17 protein-coding genes are annotated in these 15,553 nt (G+C 69.7%); 11 read left to right on the top strand and 6 right to left on the bottom strand.

Going from position 1 to position 15,553, the window contains the following annotated elements; all coding sequences use genetic code 11:
- Positions 1-200: 200 nt before the first annotated feature.
- The 5 genes from ACZ5IK_RS12360 to ACZ5IK_RS12340 are packed head-to-tail and all read left to right on the top strand — an operon-like array spanning position 201 to position 3,687.
- On the top strand, positions 201-713 hold the full coding sequence (locus tag ACZ5IK_RS12360) for a hypothetical protein (protein WP_465488016.1): 513 nt from the start codon (positions 201-203) through the stop codon (positions 711-713).
- A complete protein-coding gene (locus ACZ5IK_RS12355) occupies positions 697-1,467 on the top strand; it encodes a DUF4142 domain-containing protein (protein ID WP_465487774.1) in 771 nt (256 codons plus the stop codon). Before ACZ5IK_RS12360 ends, ACZ5IK_RS12355 begins: the two co-directional genes overlap by 17 nt.
- Positions 1,460-2,065, top strand: a complete 606-nt coding sequence (locus tag ACZ5IK_RS12350) for a ferric reductase-like transmembrane domain-containing protein (protein WP_465487773.1) — start codon at positions 1,460-1,462, stop codon at positions 2,063-2,065. Before ACZ5IK_RS12355 ends, ACZ5IK_RS12350 begins: the two co-directional genes overlap by 8 nt.
- A gap of 31 nt (positions 2,066-2,096) precedes the next feature.
- Positions 2,097-2,333 carry a ferredoxin gene (locus ACZ5IK_RS12345; RefSeq protein WP_005164337.1) on the top strand — a complete coding sequence of 79 codons (237 nt, stop codon included), beginning with the start codon at positions 2,097-2,099 and terminating at the stop codon, positions 2,331-2,333.
- Positions 2,326-3,687: an NAD(P)/FAD-dependent oxidoreductase gene (locus tag ACZ5IK_RS12340; RefSeq protein ID WP_465487772.1), complete on the top strand. Its 1,362-nt coding sequence runs from the start codon at positions 2,326-2,328 to the stop codon at positions 3,685-3,687. Before ACZ5IK_RS12345 ends, ACZ5IK_RS12340 begins: the two co-directional genes overlap by 8 nt.
- 213 nt (positions 3,688-3,900) lie before the next feature.
- Here the strand turns inward: ACZ5IK_RS12340 and ACZ5IK_RS12335 are convergent, their stop codons facing one another.
- Entirely contained in the window at positions 3,901-4,350 is a 450-nt protein-coding gene (locus ACZ5IK_RS12335) for a winged helix-turn-helix transcriptional regulator (RefSeq protein WP_465487771.1), read from the bottom strand.
- Positions 4,351-4,418: 68 nt separating this feature from the next.
- Here ACZ5IK_RS12335 and ACZ5IK_RS12330 point away from each other — a divergent pair, with 68 nt between their 5' ends.
- Positions 4,419-5,564: an MFS transporter gene (locus ACZ5IK_RS12330; protein ID WP_465487770.1), complete on the top strand. Its 1,146-nt coding sequence runs from the start codon at positions 4,419-4,421 to the stop codon at positions 5,562-5,564.
- On the opposite strand, the gene ACZ5IK_RS12325 is transcribed toward ACZ5IK_RS12330, so the two are convergent.
- From ACZ5IK_RS12325 to ACZ5IK_RS12310, 4 genes are read right to left on the bottom strand one after another with little or no spacing between them, the layout of a single operon-like run.
- Entirely contained in the window at positions 5,548-6,699 is a 1,152-nt protein-coding gene (locus tag ACZ5IK_RS12325; protein ID WP_465487769.1) for an acetyl-CoA C-acetyltransferase, read from the bottom strand. The two genes, ACZ5IK_RS12330 and ACZ5IK_RS12325, sit on opposite strands and share 17 nt — an antisense overlap.
- Positions 6,692-7,294, bottom strand: coding sequence for a TetR/AcrR family transcriptional regulator (locus ACZ5IK_RS12320; protein ID WP_465488015.1), 603 nt, complete (start codon positions 7,292-7,294; stop codon positions 6,692-6,694). The genes ACZ5IK_RS12325 and ACZ5IK_RS12320 overlap by 8 nt, the downstream gene beginning before the upstream one ends.
- 7 nt (positions 7,295-7,301) lie before the next feature.
- The gene (locus ACZ5IK_RS12315; protein WP_465487768.1) at positions 7,302-8,069 is read right to left on the bottom strand and encodes an SDR family oxidoreductase; all 768 of its coding nucleotides are present in this window, start codon (positions 8,067-8,069) and stop codon (positions 7,302-7,304) included.
- Positions 8,066-9,184 (bottom strand): acyl-CoA dehydrogenase family protein, encoded by a 1,119-nt coding sequence (locus ACZ5IK_RS12310; protein WP_465487767.1) that lies wholly within the window; start codon positions 9,182-9,184, stop codon positions 8,066-8,068. Before ACZ5IK_RS12310 ends, ACZ5IK_RS12315 begins: the two co-directional genes overlap by 4 nt.
- Positions 9,185-9,255: 71 nt before the next feature.
- Between ACZ5IK_RS12310 and ACZ5IK_RS12305 the strand changes: the two genes are divergently transcribed.
- From ACZ5IK_RS12305 to ACZ5IK_RS12285, 5 genes are read left to right on the top strand one after another with little or no spacing between them, the layout of a single operon-like run.
- Positions 9,256-10,746 (top strand): FadD3 family acyl-CoA ligase, encoded by a 1,491-nt coding sequence (locus ACZ5IK_RS12305; RefSeq protein ID WP_465487766.1) that lies wholly within the window; start codon positions 9,256-9,258, stop codon positions 10,744-10,746.
- Positions 10,743-11,576, top strand: coding sequence for an enoyl-CoA hydratase (locus ACZ5IK_RS12300; RefSeq protein ID WP_465487765.1), 834 nt, complete (start codon positions 10,743-10,745; stop codon positions 11,574-11,576). The genes ACZ5IK_RS12305 and ACZ5IK_RS12300 overlap by 4 nt, the downstream gene beginning before the upstream one ends.
- A complete protein-coding gene (locus ACZ5IK_RS12295; protein ID WP_465487764.1) occupies positions 11,576-12,709 on the top strand; it encodes an acyl-CoA dehydrogenase family protein in 1,134 nt (377 codons plus the stop codon). Before ACZ5IK_RS12300 ends, ACZ5IK_RS12295 begins: the two co-directional genes overlap by 1 nt.
- Positions 12,706-13,635 carry an acyl-CoA dehydrogenase family protein gene (locus ACZ5IK_RS12290; RefSeq protein WP_465487763.1) on the top strand — a complete coding sequence of 310 codons (930 nt, stop codon included), beginning with the start codon at positions 12,706-12,708 and terminating at the stop codon, positions 13,633-13,635. The genes ACZ5IK_RS12295 and ACZ5IK_RS12290 overlap by 4 nt, the downstream gene beginning before the upstream one ends.
- Positions 13,632-14,600 carry an acyl-CoA dehydrogenase family protein gene (locus ACZ5IK_RS12285; RefSeq protein ID WP_465487762.1) on the top strand — a complete coding sequence of 323 codons (969 nt, stop codon included), beginning with the start codon at positions 13,632-13,634 and terminating at the stop codon, positions 14,598-14,600. The genes ACZ5IK_RS12290 and ACZ5IK_RS12285 overlap by 4 nt, the downstream gene beginning before the upstream one ends.
- Here ACZ5IK_RS12285 and ACZ5IK_RS12280 read toward each other — a convergent pair.
- Positions 14,570-15,505 (bottom strand): RNA polymerase subunit sigma-70, encoded by a 936-nt coding sequence (locus ACZ5IK_RS12280; protein WP_465487761.1) that lies wholly within the window; start codon positions 15,503-15,505, stop codon positions 14,570-14,572. The genes ACZ5IK_RS12285 and ACZ5IK_RS12280 overlap by 31 nt on opposite strands.
- Positions 15,506-15,553 lie beyond the last annotated feature (48 nt).

The raw sequence follows: 15,553 nt of genomic DNA, 5'->3' as shown, positions 1-15,553 counted from the left end.
GTATCCCCTACCGAAGACCCCCGACCCGGCGCTGTCCCCCGCACCGCCGAATCCACTGTGGATCTTGACCGTCCACAGTGTACTTAAACCTGCCTGCGCACCGTCACCCCGCGGCGACTGCGCACTCCTCTGGCCCCGACAGGAGGATTTCCGTGAACCCCGTGTCACGCTCGGTCATACCTCTGACTCTCACCTTGGCCGTGGTCACGCTGACCGCGGCCTGCACCACCGGTACCGCGGGACCGAACGGCTCTCCGGGCGCGGCCCCCGCCGCGGGCGCGGCGCAGATCCCCGGAATGCCCGACCCCGCGGCCGACGCGGCCCCAGGGGTCACCGCGGCGATCCTGTTCGACCTCGGACCGATCGTCACCGACACCAATGGCTTCACGCTTTACCGCTACGACAAGGACACGGTCGATCCGCCCAAGTCGAATTGCGCCGAAACCTGCTCCCGGACCTGGATTCCCGCGAAAGCAGGCGGCGACCTCGTGGTGACCGGTATCGATCGCGCGCTGGTCGGCACCGTGACCAGGGACGACGGCACCGAGCAGGTCACGCTCGCGGGCTGGCCGCTCTACCGCAACGCGAAGGACGCGATGCCCGGCAACACCGGCGGGCAGGGCGTCGACGACGCGTGGTTCCCGGTCAAGCCGGACGGGACGAAGGTGCTGCTGACCGCGGAGACCTGGCAGGCCGATGACCTCGGCATCTGACACTCCCGGTGCGTTTTCCCGCCTGCTGGTCGTTCTGCTGACGATGGCCGCGGTGACACTGCTCGGCCCCGCCGACGACGCGCACGCCCAAGAACTCTCCGCGGCGGACAAGAACCTGATCGTCAACGTCAAACTGGCCGGATTGTGGGAAATGCCCGCCGGGATGTGGGCGCAGGAACGCGGGAAGAGCAAGCGGACCCGCGAAGTCGGCCGGACCCTGATGATCGACCACGGCAGGCTCGACACCGCGACGCATTCCATCGCCGACCGGTTCGGCATCGCCCTGCCGTCCGAACCGTCGGACCAGCAGTCCGCGTGGCTCGGCGAGATGAAGGCCGCCCGCGACGACACCGAATTCGACCGGATCTTCGCCAACCGGCTCCGGTACGCCCACGGGGTGCTGTTCCCCATCATCGCCCAGGTCAGGGCCGGTACCCGCAACGACGTCGTCCGCGACTACGCCACCACGGCCAACCAGGCGGTGCTGCGGCACATGACCCTGTTGGAGAGCACCGGCGTGGTCGACCAGTCACTGATGCCGGAAGCGCCGCTGCCGCAGTCGAACTCGGCCAACTCCGCGATGGACGTCGGTTTCGGCGACTTCGCCCTCGGCCTGCTGCTCGCGGTGGTGCTCGGCGGCGGGCTGTTCTTCGCCATCCGGACCCTGCGCAGCAAGAACACCCGGACCCGCAAACGCGCGGCCGCCGCCGAACCAGAACTGGTTCCCAGTGCCCCAGGAGAGATCAATGTATGACCAGTGGTCCGAGGTGGTGATCGTCCTGACCCAGAAATCGGACACCGACCCCGGTATCAAGGGCATGGCGCAGACCTCCGCCCGGATCTCGTACGGCTTCATGTGCCTGACCCTGTGCTGGGGTGTGTTCACCGCGACCGGCTGGATCAAGTCGCTGACCGGGCGGAAGGCACTGCGCAACTCGCATATGGTGCTCGGCATCCTGACGCTGTCGTTCGGCGTCGTGCACGCGATGTCGTTCCTGTTCCTGCCCGACGGTTTCACCCTCGCGCAGATCTCGATCCCGCTCCTGCCGGGCACGCTGGCGCGGCACGAGCTCGGCGTCGTCGGGCTCGAGGTGATGATCGCCGTCGCGCTGACCGGCGGCATCAGCCGGTTCAGTTCCTACCGGCGTTTCCTGTGGATCCACCGGCTCGCCTATCCGGCGGTCGCGATCACGGCGCTGCACGCGTTCTTCGGTGCCATGGCCAACGGCCACCTCGGCCTCCTGTGGTTCGGCGGGATCACCCTGCTGGTCCCCGCGGTCCTGCTGACCGCGCTGCGGTTCACGCCCACCCGGTACCTGGAACGGCTGGGCCTGGTCGAGGAACTGGTCTGACGAGAGCGGAAACGACTTGGAGAGACGAAAAATGATCTTCGGAAGCGTGCGGCGCGGCACTCGCGTCAGCGTCGACAACGAGCGGTGCGAGATCTTCGGCTTCTGCGAGATGGAGGCGCCCGCGACGTTCAAGATCGGACCGGACGGCAAGCTCCGCATCCGCCGGATGGTCGACAGGGACGGACTGGACCAGGCAATTTCCGCCGCGAGGCTCTGCCCGAAACAAGCCATCAGAGTCAAGGGAGAAGGAGCGTACGACGATGAGTGACGGAGACCGGATCGTCATCGTCGGTGCGGGCGTCGCCGGGCTCCGCTCCGCGGAACGCCTGCGGGAACTCGGTTTCGACGGCGAGATCGTGCTGGTCGGCGACGAGCCGCGGAAGCCGTACCACCGGCCGATGGTGTCGAAGGAACTCATCACCGGCGGCGTGAAACCGGTGGCCGCGAGCCTGGAACCGTACCTCGACCTGGACGTCCACTGGCGGCTCGGCACCCGCGCGACCTGGCTCGACACCAAGGAACGCACGGTGCACCTGCCCGGCGGAGAGTCCCTTTGGTACGACGGCCTGATCGTCGCGACCGGCGTCCACCCCCGGCATCTCCCCGGCTCGCCGCGCCACGACCCCCGGGTCCGTGTGCTGCGCACCGTGGAGGACTCACTCGCCGTCCGGCGGGCTTTGGGGAACAGCAACAAGTCCGTCGTGGTGATCGGCAGCGGCCTGATCGGGAACGAATTCGCCGCGTCGATGCGGTACATGGGCCGCGACGTCACGCTCATCGGCCACGCGAAGGCGCCTTTGCACCGCTTCGGGGAGCGGATCGCGTCGGCGCTCACCAAGGAACACCAGCACCACCGCGCGAAGCTGGCGATGAACACCGAGGTGCGGAACTGGATCAGCACCAAGGAGACCGTCGGGCTGCACCTGACGAACAACCAGTTCCTGGTGGCCAGCTGCGTGGTGCTCTCGATCGGCAGCGTGCCCGCCGTGGACTGGCTGCGCGGTTCGGAGCTGACCATCGACGACGGCGTCCTGTGCGAATCGACCCTGTTCGCCGTCGGGGCGGAGGACGTCGTGGTCGCCGGCGACGTCGCGAAGTGGCCGAACCTGCGGATCGACGAGACCCCGCGACGGGTCGAGCACTGGATGAACGGCGTCGAATCCGGGCGCGCGGCGGCGGAAAGCCTGATGCTGGGCCGGGGCAACGCGCGGCCGTACACGCCGCTCCCCCGCGCCTGGTCGTCCCTGTACGACGCGCGGCTGCAGACGGTCGGGATGCCGTCGCTGGGCAAGGACACGATCGAACTGTCGGACGGGGTCACCGGTTTCGTCCGCGACGGCAGGCTCATCGGCGCTGCGGGCTGGGACCGGCCGAAGGCGATGATCCACTGGACCGCCGAACTCGACCGGCGGCTGCCGGTGCCCGAGCCGGTGTTCCCCGCGTCCGCTCCCGCGGAACCGTCGTTCGCGGCTTCCGCCGCTTCGGGTGCTTCGGGTGCCGAACCGGCGCCGATCGGGGAGGACATCCTCGCCCCGTTCGAGCGGGACTTCCTGTCCGACACCCCGACCGCGGCCGTACCCGCACAGGAGGAGATGCCCTGGGCTCGCGTTCCCGCCGGGTGACCCGGGTTCGCGACCGGACCGGGGCCGCGCGCGGCGGCCGCGGTCCCTCAGGTGGCGGTGGGTTGCTGGGCCTCCGCTCCCACCGCCACCCCCTGGGGACGCCGGGAGGATCCGGGACCGACGGAGATTCGGGCTCCGTCGGTCACCGCCCTCCGGGCTCCCCGCATCCGGTCGGGGCCCTTCCGGGCTTGACTCACCTGGAAGGGCCCCGATCTACGCGCGTGCCTTCACCACCACGGTGTCGTCCGGGCCGACGACGCGTCCATCCGCGGCACGGACCTCCAGCCCCCGCAGCGGACGCCCGCCGTCACGGTCCACCAGTTCCGACCGCGGCTCGTCAGCGGCGAAGAAGTGCGCCTCGCCCCATTGCCGCAGCGCGACGATCACCGGGAACAGAGCACGGCCTTTCGCCGTGAGGACGTACTCGCTGTAAGTGCTCCCGTCCGAAGCCGGGACCATGTCGAGCACCCCGTGCCCGACCAGCGCCCGCAGCCGGGCGGACAAGATGTTCTTCGCGACGCCCAGGCTGCGCTGAAACTCACCGAAGCGTCGGACGCCGTCGAAGGCGTCGCGCACGATCAGGAGTGACCACCAGTCGCCGATCGTGTCGACCGAGCGCGCCACCGGGCACGGGGCTTCGTCGAACGTCGTCCGCTTCACCATGGTTGCATCTTACAACCGCCGTGCTCTACCGTCGCCAGTGGTAGCAAGTTGAAACCATTGGAGGGTTCGTGCACCGCGGAGTCGTCCTGTTGTTCGCCGTGGCCGCCGGGACGGCCGTCGCCACGATCTACTTCGCCCAGCCGTTGCTCGTCACCATGGGTGCCGATCTCGGGATCGCCGCGTCGACCGTGGGCGGCATCGTCACGCTCACGCAGCTCGGTTACGGCCTGGGCCTGTTCCTCCTGGTCCCGCTCGGCGACCTGCTCGAGCGGCGGCGGCTCGTCGTCGGCCTGCTGACGCTGCTGGCGATCGCCGAACTGGTCGCCGCGACCGCCGCGAACGGCGTGATCCTGCTCGCCGGGATGGCGGCGATCGGTGTTCTCGCGGTGGTCACGCAGCTCCTCGTCGCGTTCGCCGCGTCGCTGGCCGACCCCGCCGGACGCGGGCGCGTGGTCGGCCTGGTGACGACCGGCGTCGTCCTCGGGATCCTGCTGGCGCGCACGGTGTCGGGCACGCTGGCCGACCTCGCGGGCTGGCGGGCGGTGTACTTCGCGTCCGCCGCGGTGACCGTGCTGATCGCGATCGTGCTGTACCGCGTGCTGCCCGCCTCGGTCCCGGCCGGACAGGGCATGGGCTACCGGCGGCTACTGCGTTCCACGGTGTCGCTTTTCGCCGACGAACCCGTCTTCCGGACGCGGGGAACGCTGGCGCTGCTGATCTTCGCCGCGTTCGGCACCCTGTGGAGTTCCGTCGCCTTGCCACTCAGCGAGGACGGCCTGTCGCACACCGCCATCGGCGCGTTCGGGCTGGCCGGGGCGGCGGGCGCGCTGGCGGCGGCGCCCGCCGGACGGCTCGCGGACCGCGGCCGGGCACAGTGGACGACCGGGCTGGCGCTGGGCCTGCTCTTGCTTTCCTGGGTGCCGCTGGGCTTCACCCGCGTTTCACTGTGGGCCCTGGTGGCGGGCGCCGTCCTGCTCGACCTCGCCGTCCAGGCCGTGCACGTCACGAGCCAGACCTTGATCTACCCGCTCCGGCCGGACGCCGGCAGCAGGTTGATCGGCGGCTACATGATCTTCTACTCGGTCGGCAGCGGCCTGGGCGCCATCGCCTCCACCGCTATCTACGCCTTCGCGGGCTGGACCGGGGTTTGCCTGCTGGGCGCGGCTTTCAGCGCCTTGACACTCCTCGTGTGGAGTGTCAGAGCCGTTCGATGATCGTGACGTTCGCCGTTCCGCCGCCTTCGCACATCGTCTGCAGCCCGTAGCGCCCGCCGCGTCGTTCGAGTTCGTGCAGCAGGGTCGCGAACAGCTTGGTCCCGGTCGCCCCGATGGGGTGCCCGAGTGCGATGCCGCCGCCGTTGACGTTGACACGGTCCGGGTCTGCGCCCGTCTCCTCGATCCACGCCAGGACCACGCTCGCGAAAGCCTCGTTGACTTCGAACAGGTCGATGTCGCCGATACCCAGCCCGGTCTTCCGCAGCGCGTGCGCGGTCGCCGGGATCGGCCCGGTCAGCATCCACACCGGATCGGCCGCCCGCACGGAAAGGTGATGGATCCTGGCGCGCGGCGTGAGACCGTGTTCCTCGACGAACTTCTCCGACGCGATGAGCGTCGCGCTGGCACCGTCGGAAATCTGGCTGGCCACGGCCGCGGTGATCCGCGAACCCTCGCTCAGCGGCTTCAGCCCGGCCATCCGCTCCAAGCTGGTGTCACGCCTGGGCCCCTCGTCCAGGCCGACACCGGCGAACGGCACTGTTTCGGCGGCGAACCGGCCTTCGTCGATGGCCGCGACCGCGCGCTGATGACTGCGGAAGGCGTACTCCTCCATCGCCTCACGAGTCAGATCCCAGTGCTCGGCGATCATGTCGGCACTGCGGAACTGCGAAACCTCGACGCTGCCGTACCGCTCCTGCCAGCCTTTCGAGCCGGAGAACGGGTCCTCGAAGCCGTACTCGCGCCCGGCCAGCATCGCCGCGCTGATCGGGATGGCGCTCATGTTCTGCACGCCGCCCGCGAGGACGAGGTCCATCGTCCCGGACAGCACCGCCTGCGCGGCGAAATGCACGGCCTGCTGGCTCGAACCGCACTGCCGGTCGATCGTCACACCCGGCACGTGGTGCCCGAACCCCGCCGCGAGCCACGCCGTCCGCGCGATGTTCCCGGACTGCGGCCCGAGTGTGTCGGTGCAGCCGAGGATGACGTCGTCGACCAGATCGGCGTCGACACCCGCTCGTTCGACGACGGCCTGGATGACGTGGGCGCCGAGGTCGGCGGGGTGGACGCCGCTGAGCCCTCCCCCGCGTTTGCCGACCGGTGTCCGGACCGCGTCCAGTACATAAGCCTCAGCCACGGCGCCTCCTCTTTGTCGCGATGCCGTCCAGCAGGATCCCGAGGTACTGCTGTGCGACGTCGTCCGCGCTCAGCGTCCCGTCGGGGTTGTACCAGCGCACCGCCACCCAGACGGTGTCGCGGATGAACCGGTAGGTGAGCTCGACGTCGAGGTCGGCGCGGAAGACGCCGGCCGCGATCCCGTCGGTGAGGATCGCGTTCCACAGCTTGCGGAACTCGGTGTTGCGGTCGGTGAGGTAGTCGAAACGCGGCAACTGCATCAGGTGTTTCGCTTCGGACTGGTAGATAGCCACCTCGGCGGGCCGCCGGTGAATGGATTCGAACGACGCCACGACGACGGCTTCCAGCGTTTCCCGCGGCCCTCTGCCCTCCGCGACGATTTCGGCGTAGGCGCCGAAGAGTTCGTCGAGGAATCCGGTGAGGATCTCGTCGGCCATCGACTCCTTCGAGTCGAAATGGTGGTAGAGGCTGCCCGAAAGGATTCCCGCCGCGTCCGCGATGTCCCGCACGGTGGTGGAGACGTAACCGCGCTCGGCGAACAGCTTCGCCGCCAGGGCGAGCAGTTCGGCGCGGCGGGACCCTGGACTGGACTTCATCGGTACCTCACGCATGCTGGGAACTCACGGACACGACCTCACCGGTGAGGTACGACGAGTACTCACTGGCGAGGAACACCATCACATTCGCCACTTCCCAGGGTTCCGCCGCCCTCCCCGAGACCTCGCGCGCGGTGAGTTCGGTGAGCAGTTCCTCGCTGGTCACCTTGGCCAGGAACGGATGCATCGCCAGGCTCGGGGCGACGGCGTTGACCCGGATGCCGTGTTCCGCGACGTCGACGGCCGCGCAGCGGGTGAGCGCCATGACTCCCGCCTTCGCCGCCGCGTAGTGCGCCTGACCGGCCTGTGCGCGCCAGCCGATCACGGAGGCGTTGTTCACGATCACCCCGCCGTCGCCCTGCGCGATGAACCGGTTCACCGCGGCCCTCGTCGCGCGGAAGGTGCCGTTGAGGGTCACGTCGATGACCCGCGCCCATTCTTCGTCGCCCATGTCCACTATGGACTTGGTGCCGCCGAGCCCGGCGTTGTTGACGAGCACGTCGACGCGGCCGTAGTGCGCGGCGGCTCCGTCGATGAGCGCCTGGACCTGTTCCTCTTGGGTGACGTCACAGGGAATCGCGTGGACGTCGCCCAGTTCGGCGGCCTTCTCTCCCAGGCGCCGCTCGTGCCAGTCGCTGATCACGACGCGGGCGCCTTCCTCCAGCGCGCGTTTCGCCACGGCGGAACCGATCCCGGTTCCGGCCGCGGCCGTCACCACGACCACCTTGTCCCGCAACAGGTTCGCCCCCTCGGGATACTTCGGAACCGGAATCACGGTCGCACCTCCCTTGGCAGGCCGAGCACCCGCTCGGCGATGACGTTGCGCTGGATTTCGTTGGAGCCGCCGTAGATGGTGTCGGCTCGAGTGAAGAGGAAGAGCCGCTGCCAGGCGTCGAGCCCGTCCTCGGCGACCATGCCCCGCGCACCGCGGACGAGCATCGCCAGCTCCCCGAGGTCACGATGCCAGTTCGCCCAGACCAGTTTGGACACTTCCGCGACACCCGGCGACGAGTCGCCCAGCGTGCGGATCGCGTGGGCCCGCATGACCTCCAGGCCGACCCAGGCCCGATCGATCCGCTCGGCGATGACGGGATCGTCCGGCGCGATCCTGGTGAGTTCCTCGAGTTCCCGGCGGAAGCCGACCTGCTGGCCGAGTGTCGCGACCCCGCGCTCGAAGGCGAGCGTGCCCATGGCCACCCGCCAGCCGTCACCGGGTTCGCCGACGACCAGGTCGCTCGCCGTGCGGGCGCCGTCGAAGAAGACCTCGTTGAACTCGGAGGTCCCGGTGAGCTGCTGGATCGGGCGCACCTCGACGCCGGGTTGCCGCAGCGGAACGAGCAAATAGGACAGTCCTTTGTGGCGCTTCGAGCCAGGTTCGGTGCGGGCGAGCACGAAACACCAGTCGGCCACGTGCGCGAGCGACGTCCACACCTTCTGGCCGTGCAACACCCACTCGTCGCCTTCGAGGGTCGCCGTGGTCGACACGGCGGCGAGGTCGGAACCGGCGCCGGGCTCGGAATAGCCCTGGCACCACAGTTCCTCGACGGCCACGATCGGCGGCAGGAACCTCTTTCGCTGTTCCGGCGTGCCGAACGCGATCAAGGTGGGGCCCAGGAGTTCCTGCGCCAGGTGACTCACCCTCGCCGGGGCGTCCGCTCGCGCGTACTCCTCGTGGAAGACGACCTGCTGTTCGAGCGTCGCACCCTGTCCGCCGTGCTCGACCGGCCAGCCGACGCAGGTCCAGCCCGCCGCGGCGAGCCGCCGTTCCCACTCCACGCGTTCGCCGAAGGCCTCGTGTTCGCGCCCCGGACCGCCCAAACCACGCAAGTCCGGCGGCAGGTTGTCCGCCAGCCAGGTGCGCACACGGTCACGAAAGCCGTCCTGAGCCACGCATGCCTCCTCTAGCCAAACCAGAGCCTGCTGCGTAGGCTACCCTACCAAGCACTTGCTAGGGAGGCTCGATGTCCCCAGGGACCATCCCGGCGGCGCTCGACAGGGCCGCGGAACGCTTCGCCGGACGAGAAGCACTCGTCGACGGCGAAGTCCGGCTCACCTATGCCGAACTCGCGCGGCGGGTGCGGCAGGCGGCACGGTTCTTCGAGGGCCACCAACGGGTCGCGATCTGCTCCCCCAACACCTGGCACTGGGTCGTCGCCGGGCTCGGCGCGCTGTACGCCGGCGCGACGCTCGTCCCGGTCAACACCCGCTTCACCGCCCGCGAGACCCTCGACATCCTCGGCCGCGCACGGGTTTCCGCGCTCGTGATCACCGGCACGTTCCTCGGCACCGACCGGCTGGCCGCCCTCGGCGACGAACGCCCCGGAACCATCCTGCGGATCCCTGTCGAAGGCACGGAAGAACCGGTCGACGGCGTCACGGAATGGGACGCGCTGGCCGGGCTCGACGACTCTTTCACCAGTCCGGCCAAGGCGGACGACGTCAGCGACATCCTGTTCACGTCCGGGACCACCGGCCGCAGCAAGGGCGCGATGAGCAGCCACCGGCAGGCGTTGAGCGTCGCCGAAGCCTGGGCGGACTGCGGTGGCCTGACCGAGCAGGACCGGTACCTCGTGATCAACCCGTTCTTCCACAGCTTCGGGTACAAGGCGGGCATCGTCGCCGCCGTGTCGCGAGGAGCGGCGATGCTGCCGCAGCGCACCTTCGACGTCCGGGAAACCCTGCGGCTCATCGAGACCGAACGTGTCACCGTGCTGCCGGGCGCGCCGACGATCCACCAAGTGCTGCTGGACGCGCCGGAACGCGCGGACCACGACCTGTCCAGTCTCCGGCTCGCCGTCACCGGTGCCGCCACGGTGCCGGTCGCGCTCGTCGAGCGGATGCAGACGGAACTGAGCTTCGACACCGTGCTCACCGCGTACGGGCTCACCGAAGCCGTGGTCGCGACGATGTCCCGTCCCGGCGACGACGCGAAGCTCGTGGCGAACTACACCGGCCGCGCGACGGCGGGATTCGAGGTGAAGCTCGGTGAGCACGACGAGGTCCTGTTGCGCGGGCCGAACGTGATGCTCGGCTATCTCGACGACCCGGAAGCGACCGCGAAGGCCGTCGACGCGGACGGCTGGCTGCACACCGGCGACGTCGGCGTGCTGAACGAACGCGGCTATCTCAAGATCGTCGACCGGATCAAGGACATGTACGTCTGCGGCGGGTTCAACGTCTACCCCGCCGAAGTCGAGCAGGTGCTCAGCAGGCTGGACGGTGTCGCGGAGTCCGCCGTGGTCGGCGTGCCGGACCACCGGCTCGGTGAGGTCGGCAAGGCGTTCGTCGTCCCGCGCCCCGGCGCCGCACTGTCCACAGAGGACGTCCTGGCGCATTGCGAGGGCGAATTGGCCAACTACAAGATTCCTCGATTTGTCGACTTCGTGGCGGAACTTCCGCGCAACCTGTCGGGGAAGGTGCTGAAACGCGTGTTGCGGGAGGAGAACGGATGACCGTCGAGTACGAGCGACGCGGGCCGGTGGCCGTCGTCACGATGAACCGGCCGGAGTACCGGAACGCGCAGAACTCGGCGATGACCTACGCGCTCGACGCCGCGTTCACCCGCGCCGTCGAGGATCCCGAGGTCAAGGTGATCGTGCTGGCCGGGGCGGGCAAGCATTTCTCGGCCGGGCACGACATCGGAACCCCGGAACGCGACGTGGACGTCTCCTTCGAGCGCAAGGCGGTCCTGTGGTGGGACCACGTCGGCGCCGAGGGCGGCGACCAGCGGTTCGCCCGCGAGTCGGAGGTCTACCTTGGCATGTGCCGCCGGTGGCGCGAGATCCCGAAGCCGACCATCGCGAGTGTGCAGGGCGCGTGCATCGCGGGCGCGCTCATGCTGGCGTGGGTGTGCGACATGATCGTCGCCTCCGACGACGCGTTCTTCGCCGATCCCGTGGTGCGCATGGGGATTCCCGGTGTCGAGTACTTCGCGCATCCCTGGGTCCTCGGTCCGCGCGCGGCCAAGGAGGTGCTGTTCACCGGTGAGCGTTTCACCGCGCGGCAGGCGAAGGAATGGGGCATGCTGAACCGCGTCGTCCCCCGCGCCGACCTCGAAGCCGAGACGATGGCGCTGGCCGAGAAGATCGCGGTGATGCCGCGGATGGGTCTCGCGCTCGCCAAGAAGGCCGTCAACCAGGCCGAGGATCTGATGGGGCTGCGGTCCGGAATGGACTCCGTGTTCGGCCTGCATCATTTCGCGCACGCGCACAACGCCGAAATGTCCGGCGGGGATTCCTTGGGCGGACAGGATGCGCGCTCGATGCGGGACGCGAGTTCGTGATGAACCTCGACCTGGAAGAGCAGACACTCGCCTTCCGTGACGAAGCACGCTCCTGGCTGGCCGCGAACGTTCCCGCCGAGCCACTGAAGTCGTTCGATACCGCCGAGGGTTTCGCCCAGCACCGCGAGTGGGAGGCGAAGCTGGCCGAGGCCCGATGGTCGGTCGTCTCCTGGCCGCGCGAGTACGGCGGGCGGGACGCGAGCCTCCTGGAGTGGGTGCTGTTCGAGGAGGAGTACTACGCGGCCGGCGCACCGCTGAGGGTCAACCAGAACGGCATCTTCATGCTCGCGCCCACGCTGTTCTCCCATGGCACCGAGGAACAACAGAGTCGCATCCTGCCGAAGATGGCGCGCTCGGAGGAGGTCTGGGCTCAGGCCTGGTCGGAACCCGAAGCGGGCAGCGACATCGCCGCGCTCCGGAGCACCGCGACCCGCTGCGACGGCGGATGGCGGGTCAGCGGGCAGAAGACGTGGAGTTCCCGCGCGACGTTCGCCGACCGGGCTTTCGGCCTGTTCCGCAGCGATCCGGATTCCGCGCGGCACAAGGGCCTCACGTATCTGATGGTGGATCTGCGGGCCGAGGGGATCACCGTCCGGCCGATCCCCCAGCTGGACGGCGAGCCGGGATTCGCGGAGATCTTCTTCGACGACGTCTTCGTCCCCGACGAGGACGTGATCGGCACGCCGGGCGAGGGCTGGCGGGTCGCGATGACGACGGCGAACAACGAACGCGGTCTGTCCCTGCGCAGTCCCGGCCGGTTCCTCGCCGCGGCCGACAGGCTGGTCTCGCTCTGGCGCGACACCGGACGCCCCGCCCACACCGCCGAGAGGGTGGCCGACGCGTGGATCGGCGCGCGGGCCTACCAGCTGTACACGCTCGGCACGGTCACCCGCCTCGCGGACGGAGCGGAACTCGGGCCGGAATCGAGTGTCAACAAGCTGTTCTGGTCCCACCTCGACGTCGCGCTGCACGAGACGGCGCTCGACGTCCTCGGCCCGGACGCCGAACTGCGCGGCCGGTGGAGTGACGGATGGCTGTTCTCGCTGGCGGGCCCGATCTACGGCGGGACCGACCAGATCCAGCGGTCCATCGTCGCCGAACGGCTGCTCGGCCTGCCGAAGGGAGCTCGATGAGGTTCGCGCTCTCCGGTGAGCAGGAGCAGTTCTCCCGCAGCCTGCACGATCTTCTGTCCGGTTTGGACACCGACACGGCCAACCGGTCCTGGGCGGCGGGTGATCCCGGCCCCGGTCTCAAGATCTGGCGACGGCTGGCGGACCTCGGGGTGACCGCGCTGGCGGTCCCCGAACGGTACGACGGGCTCGGCGCCACCCCGGTCGATCTGGTCGTCGGCTTCGAACGGCTCGGCTACCACTGCGTCCCTGGCCCGTGGACCGACACCGTGGCCGTACTGCCGTCCTTGCTGGACGACGAGCTGCTGACCTCGGTCGCGTCCGGCGAGACGCTGGCGTCGGTGGCGTTCGCGCCCCACGTGCCGTACGCCTTGGACTCCGACGTCGCCGACGCCCGGCTCGCGGTCGGGAACGGCAGGCTGCGCGCGTTCACCCCCGGCACACTCTTGTCCTCTGTGGACGGTTCACGACGGCTGTTCCCCCCGGTGTCGGGGGACGACCTCGGCACGGCGCTCGACGCGGACCGCGCGTTCGAACTGGGCTGCCTCGCCACGGCCGCGCACCTCCTCGGTGCCGGACGGTGGCTGCTCGACACGGCGGTGGCGTATGCCGCGCAACGCAAGCAGTACGGACGGGAGATCGGCGGGTACCAGGCGGTCAAACACCTGCTCGCCGACGTCGCGACCGGGCTCGCGCTGGCCGAACCGCTGCTCTACGGCGCGGCCGTCACCCTGGACCGGCGCGACGTCTCCGCGGCCAAGGTGGCGTGCGGCGACGCCGCGCACCTCGCCGCCCGGACCGGGCTGCAGGTGCACGGTGCGATCGGCTACACCGCCGAACACGCGCTCGGCCTGCGGCTGACCAGGGTGCGCGCGCTGGTCGGCGCCTGGGGAACGCCGCGGTTCCACCGGGAGCGGGTGCTGTCATGACGTTCACCGCCGAACAGGACGCGCTGCGCGACAGCGTCCGGAAACTGCTGGACCGGGAGGCTGATCCCTGGCCGGAGCTGTGCGAACAGATCGGCGTGGCGGCACTGGCCGTTCCCGAGCGGTTCGGCGGTCTCGGTGCCGGGACGGCGGAACTGCAGGTGGTCGCCGAGGAACTGGGCAGGGTCCTCGCGGACGTCCCGTTCCTCGGTTCGGCCGTGCTCGCCGTGCACGCGCTACTCGCCACGGGCGATGACGACGCTTGTGAGCGCCTGCTCCCCCGGCTCGCCGAAGGTGTCGTCGGCGCCGTGGCCTGGACGGATGCCGATGGCCGGTGGGACGCCCCGGCATGCACTGCGTCTGGAATCACTGTGGACGGCGAGGCCCACTACGTCCTCCACGGCGACGAGGCCGAGATTCTGCTGGTGCTCGCGGGAGACTCGCTGTACGAGGTGACCGACGCCCCTCGGGTGCGGACCGCCGCGATGGACGAGACCCGGCGGCTCGCCCGCGTGACCTTCGACCGCACCTCTGCCCGCTTGATCGGACCGGTCGACGTGGGCGCGCTCCGAGACGTCGCGTGCGCGGTGCTCGCCGCCGAACAGGCCGGGGCCGCGGCGCGGGCGTTCGAGCTGACGGTGGAGTACAGCAAGCAGCGGCACCAGTTCGGCAGGCCGATCGGCGGGTTCCAGGCGTTGAAGCATCGGATGGCGGACCTCCACGTCCTGGTGGAGACCGCGCGTTCGGCGGCCTATGCGGCTCCGGAGTCGAGCAGGCTGGCCGCGGTCGCGAAGGTGCATTGCTCGGAGGCGCTGGCGACGGTGGCGGGCGAGATGATCCAGCTGCACGGCGGGATCGCGATCACCTGGGAGCATCCGGCGCACCGCTACTTCAAGCGGGCGCACGGTGCGGCGCACCTTTTCGGTTCGCCCGGCGATCACCTCGGGCGGGTACGCGGCTCGTTCTGATCCAGGAACCGGGTGATGGCACGGACGCGGTCGCCGTCGAGGGTGAGGACCATCAGCCCCGCCGGTGCCTCGCCGTGCCGGCAGTCGAAGGCGGGCTGGTTGTTCGCCCGGGTCGGCGTCATCGTGAAGCCCTCCGGGACCGGCACGGCCATGGTCACGCGGAGGAAACCGGCGATCGCGTCGAGGCCGTGGTACTCGTGCGGCGCCGGCGGCATGGCGAGCCACGCGTCGTCGGTGAGCAGGTCGAGGACGCCGTCCAGATCGCCCTCGGTGAAGGCGTCGGCGAACCGCCTGGTCAGCTCGCGCTCCTGGGGTGACGGCCGGTGCCCGGCGCCGTCACGATGCTTGTCGAGCGAGGCACGGGCGCGCTGGAGGATGCCCTTGACCGCGGTTTCGGTGGTCGCGAGCATGCTCGCGACCTCGCCTGTGGGGAAGCACAGGACGTCTCGCAGGACGAGGGCGGCGGCCTGTCGCGGCGGGAGGAGCTGGAGGCCGGTGACGAAGGCGAGCTCGATCGCCTCCCTCGCGCTGTAGAGCGCTTCGGGGCCGGGCTCGCTGTCGGCGACGCGCTCGAGGAGTTCGTCCGGGTACGGCTGCAGCCAGGTCAGCTCGCCGCGGCGGCTGGGCTCCGGCGGGTCGAACGGGGGCACCGGTTCAGGGGGACGACGGCGTCCCGCGTCCCGCAGGGCGTTGAGACAGCGGTTGGTGGCGATGCGGTACAGCCAGGTGCGGAGCGAAGAGCGCCCTTCGAAGTCGTCGAGGCCGCGCCAGGCGGCGAGCAGCGTCTCCTGAACCGCGTCCTCGGCGTCGGTGAGGGAGCCGAGGATCCGGTAACAGTGCAGGTGCAGCTCGTGCCGATAGGTGTCGGTGAGCTCGCGAAACGCCTGGTCGTCCGTTGTCCTCACGGGCGCGATCTTGTCACGACCTTTTCGCGGCGCACCGTTCCGTTTCGG

This window comes from Amycolatopsis sp. NPDC031561 (assembly GCF_055580625.1).
The sequence above is the reverse complement of the archived record's forward strand: the minus strand, read 5'-3'. Positions and strand labels throughout refer to the sequence as shown.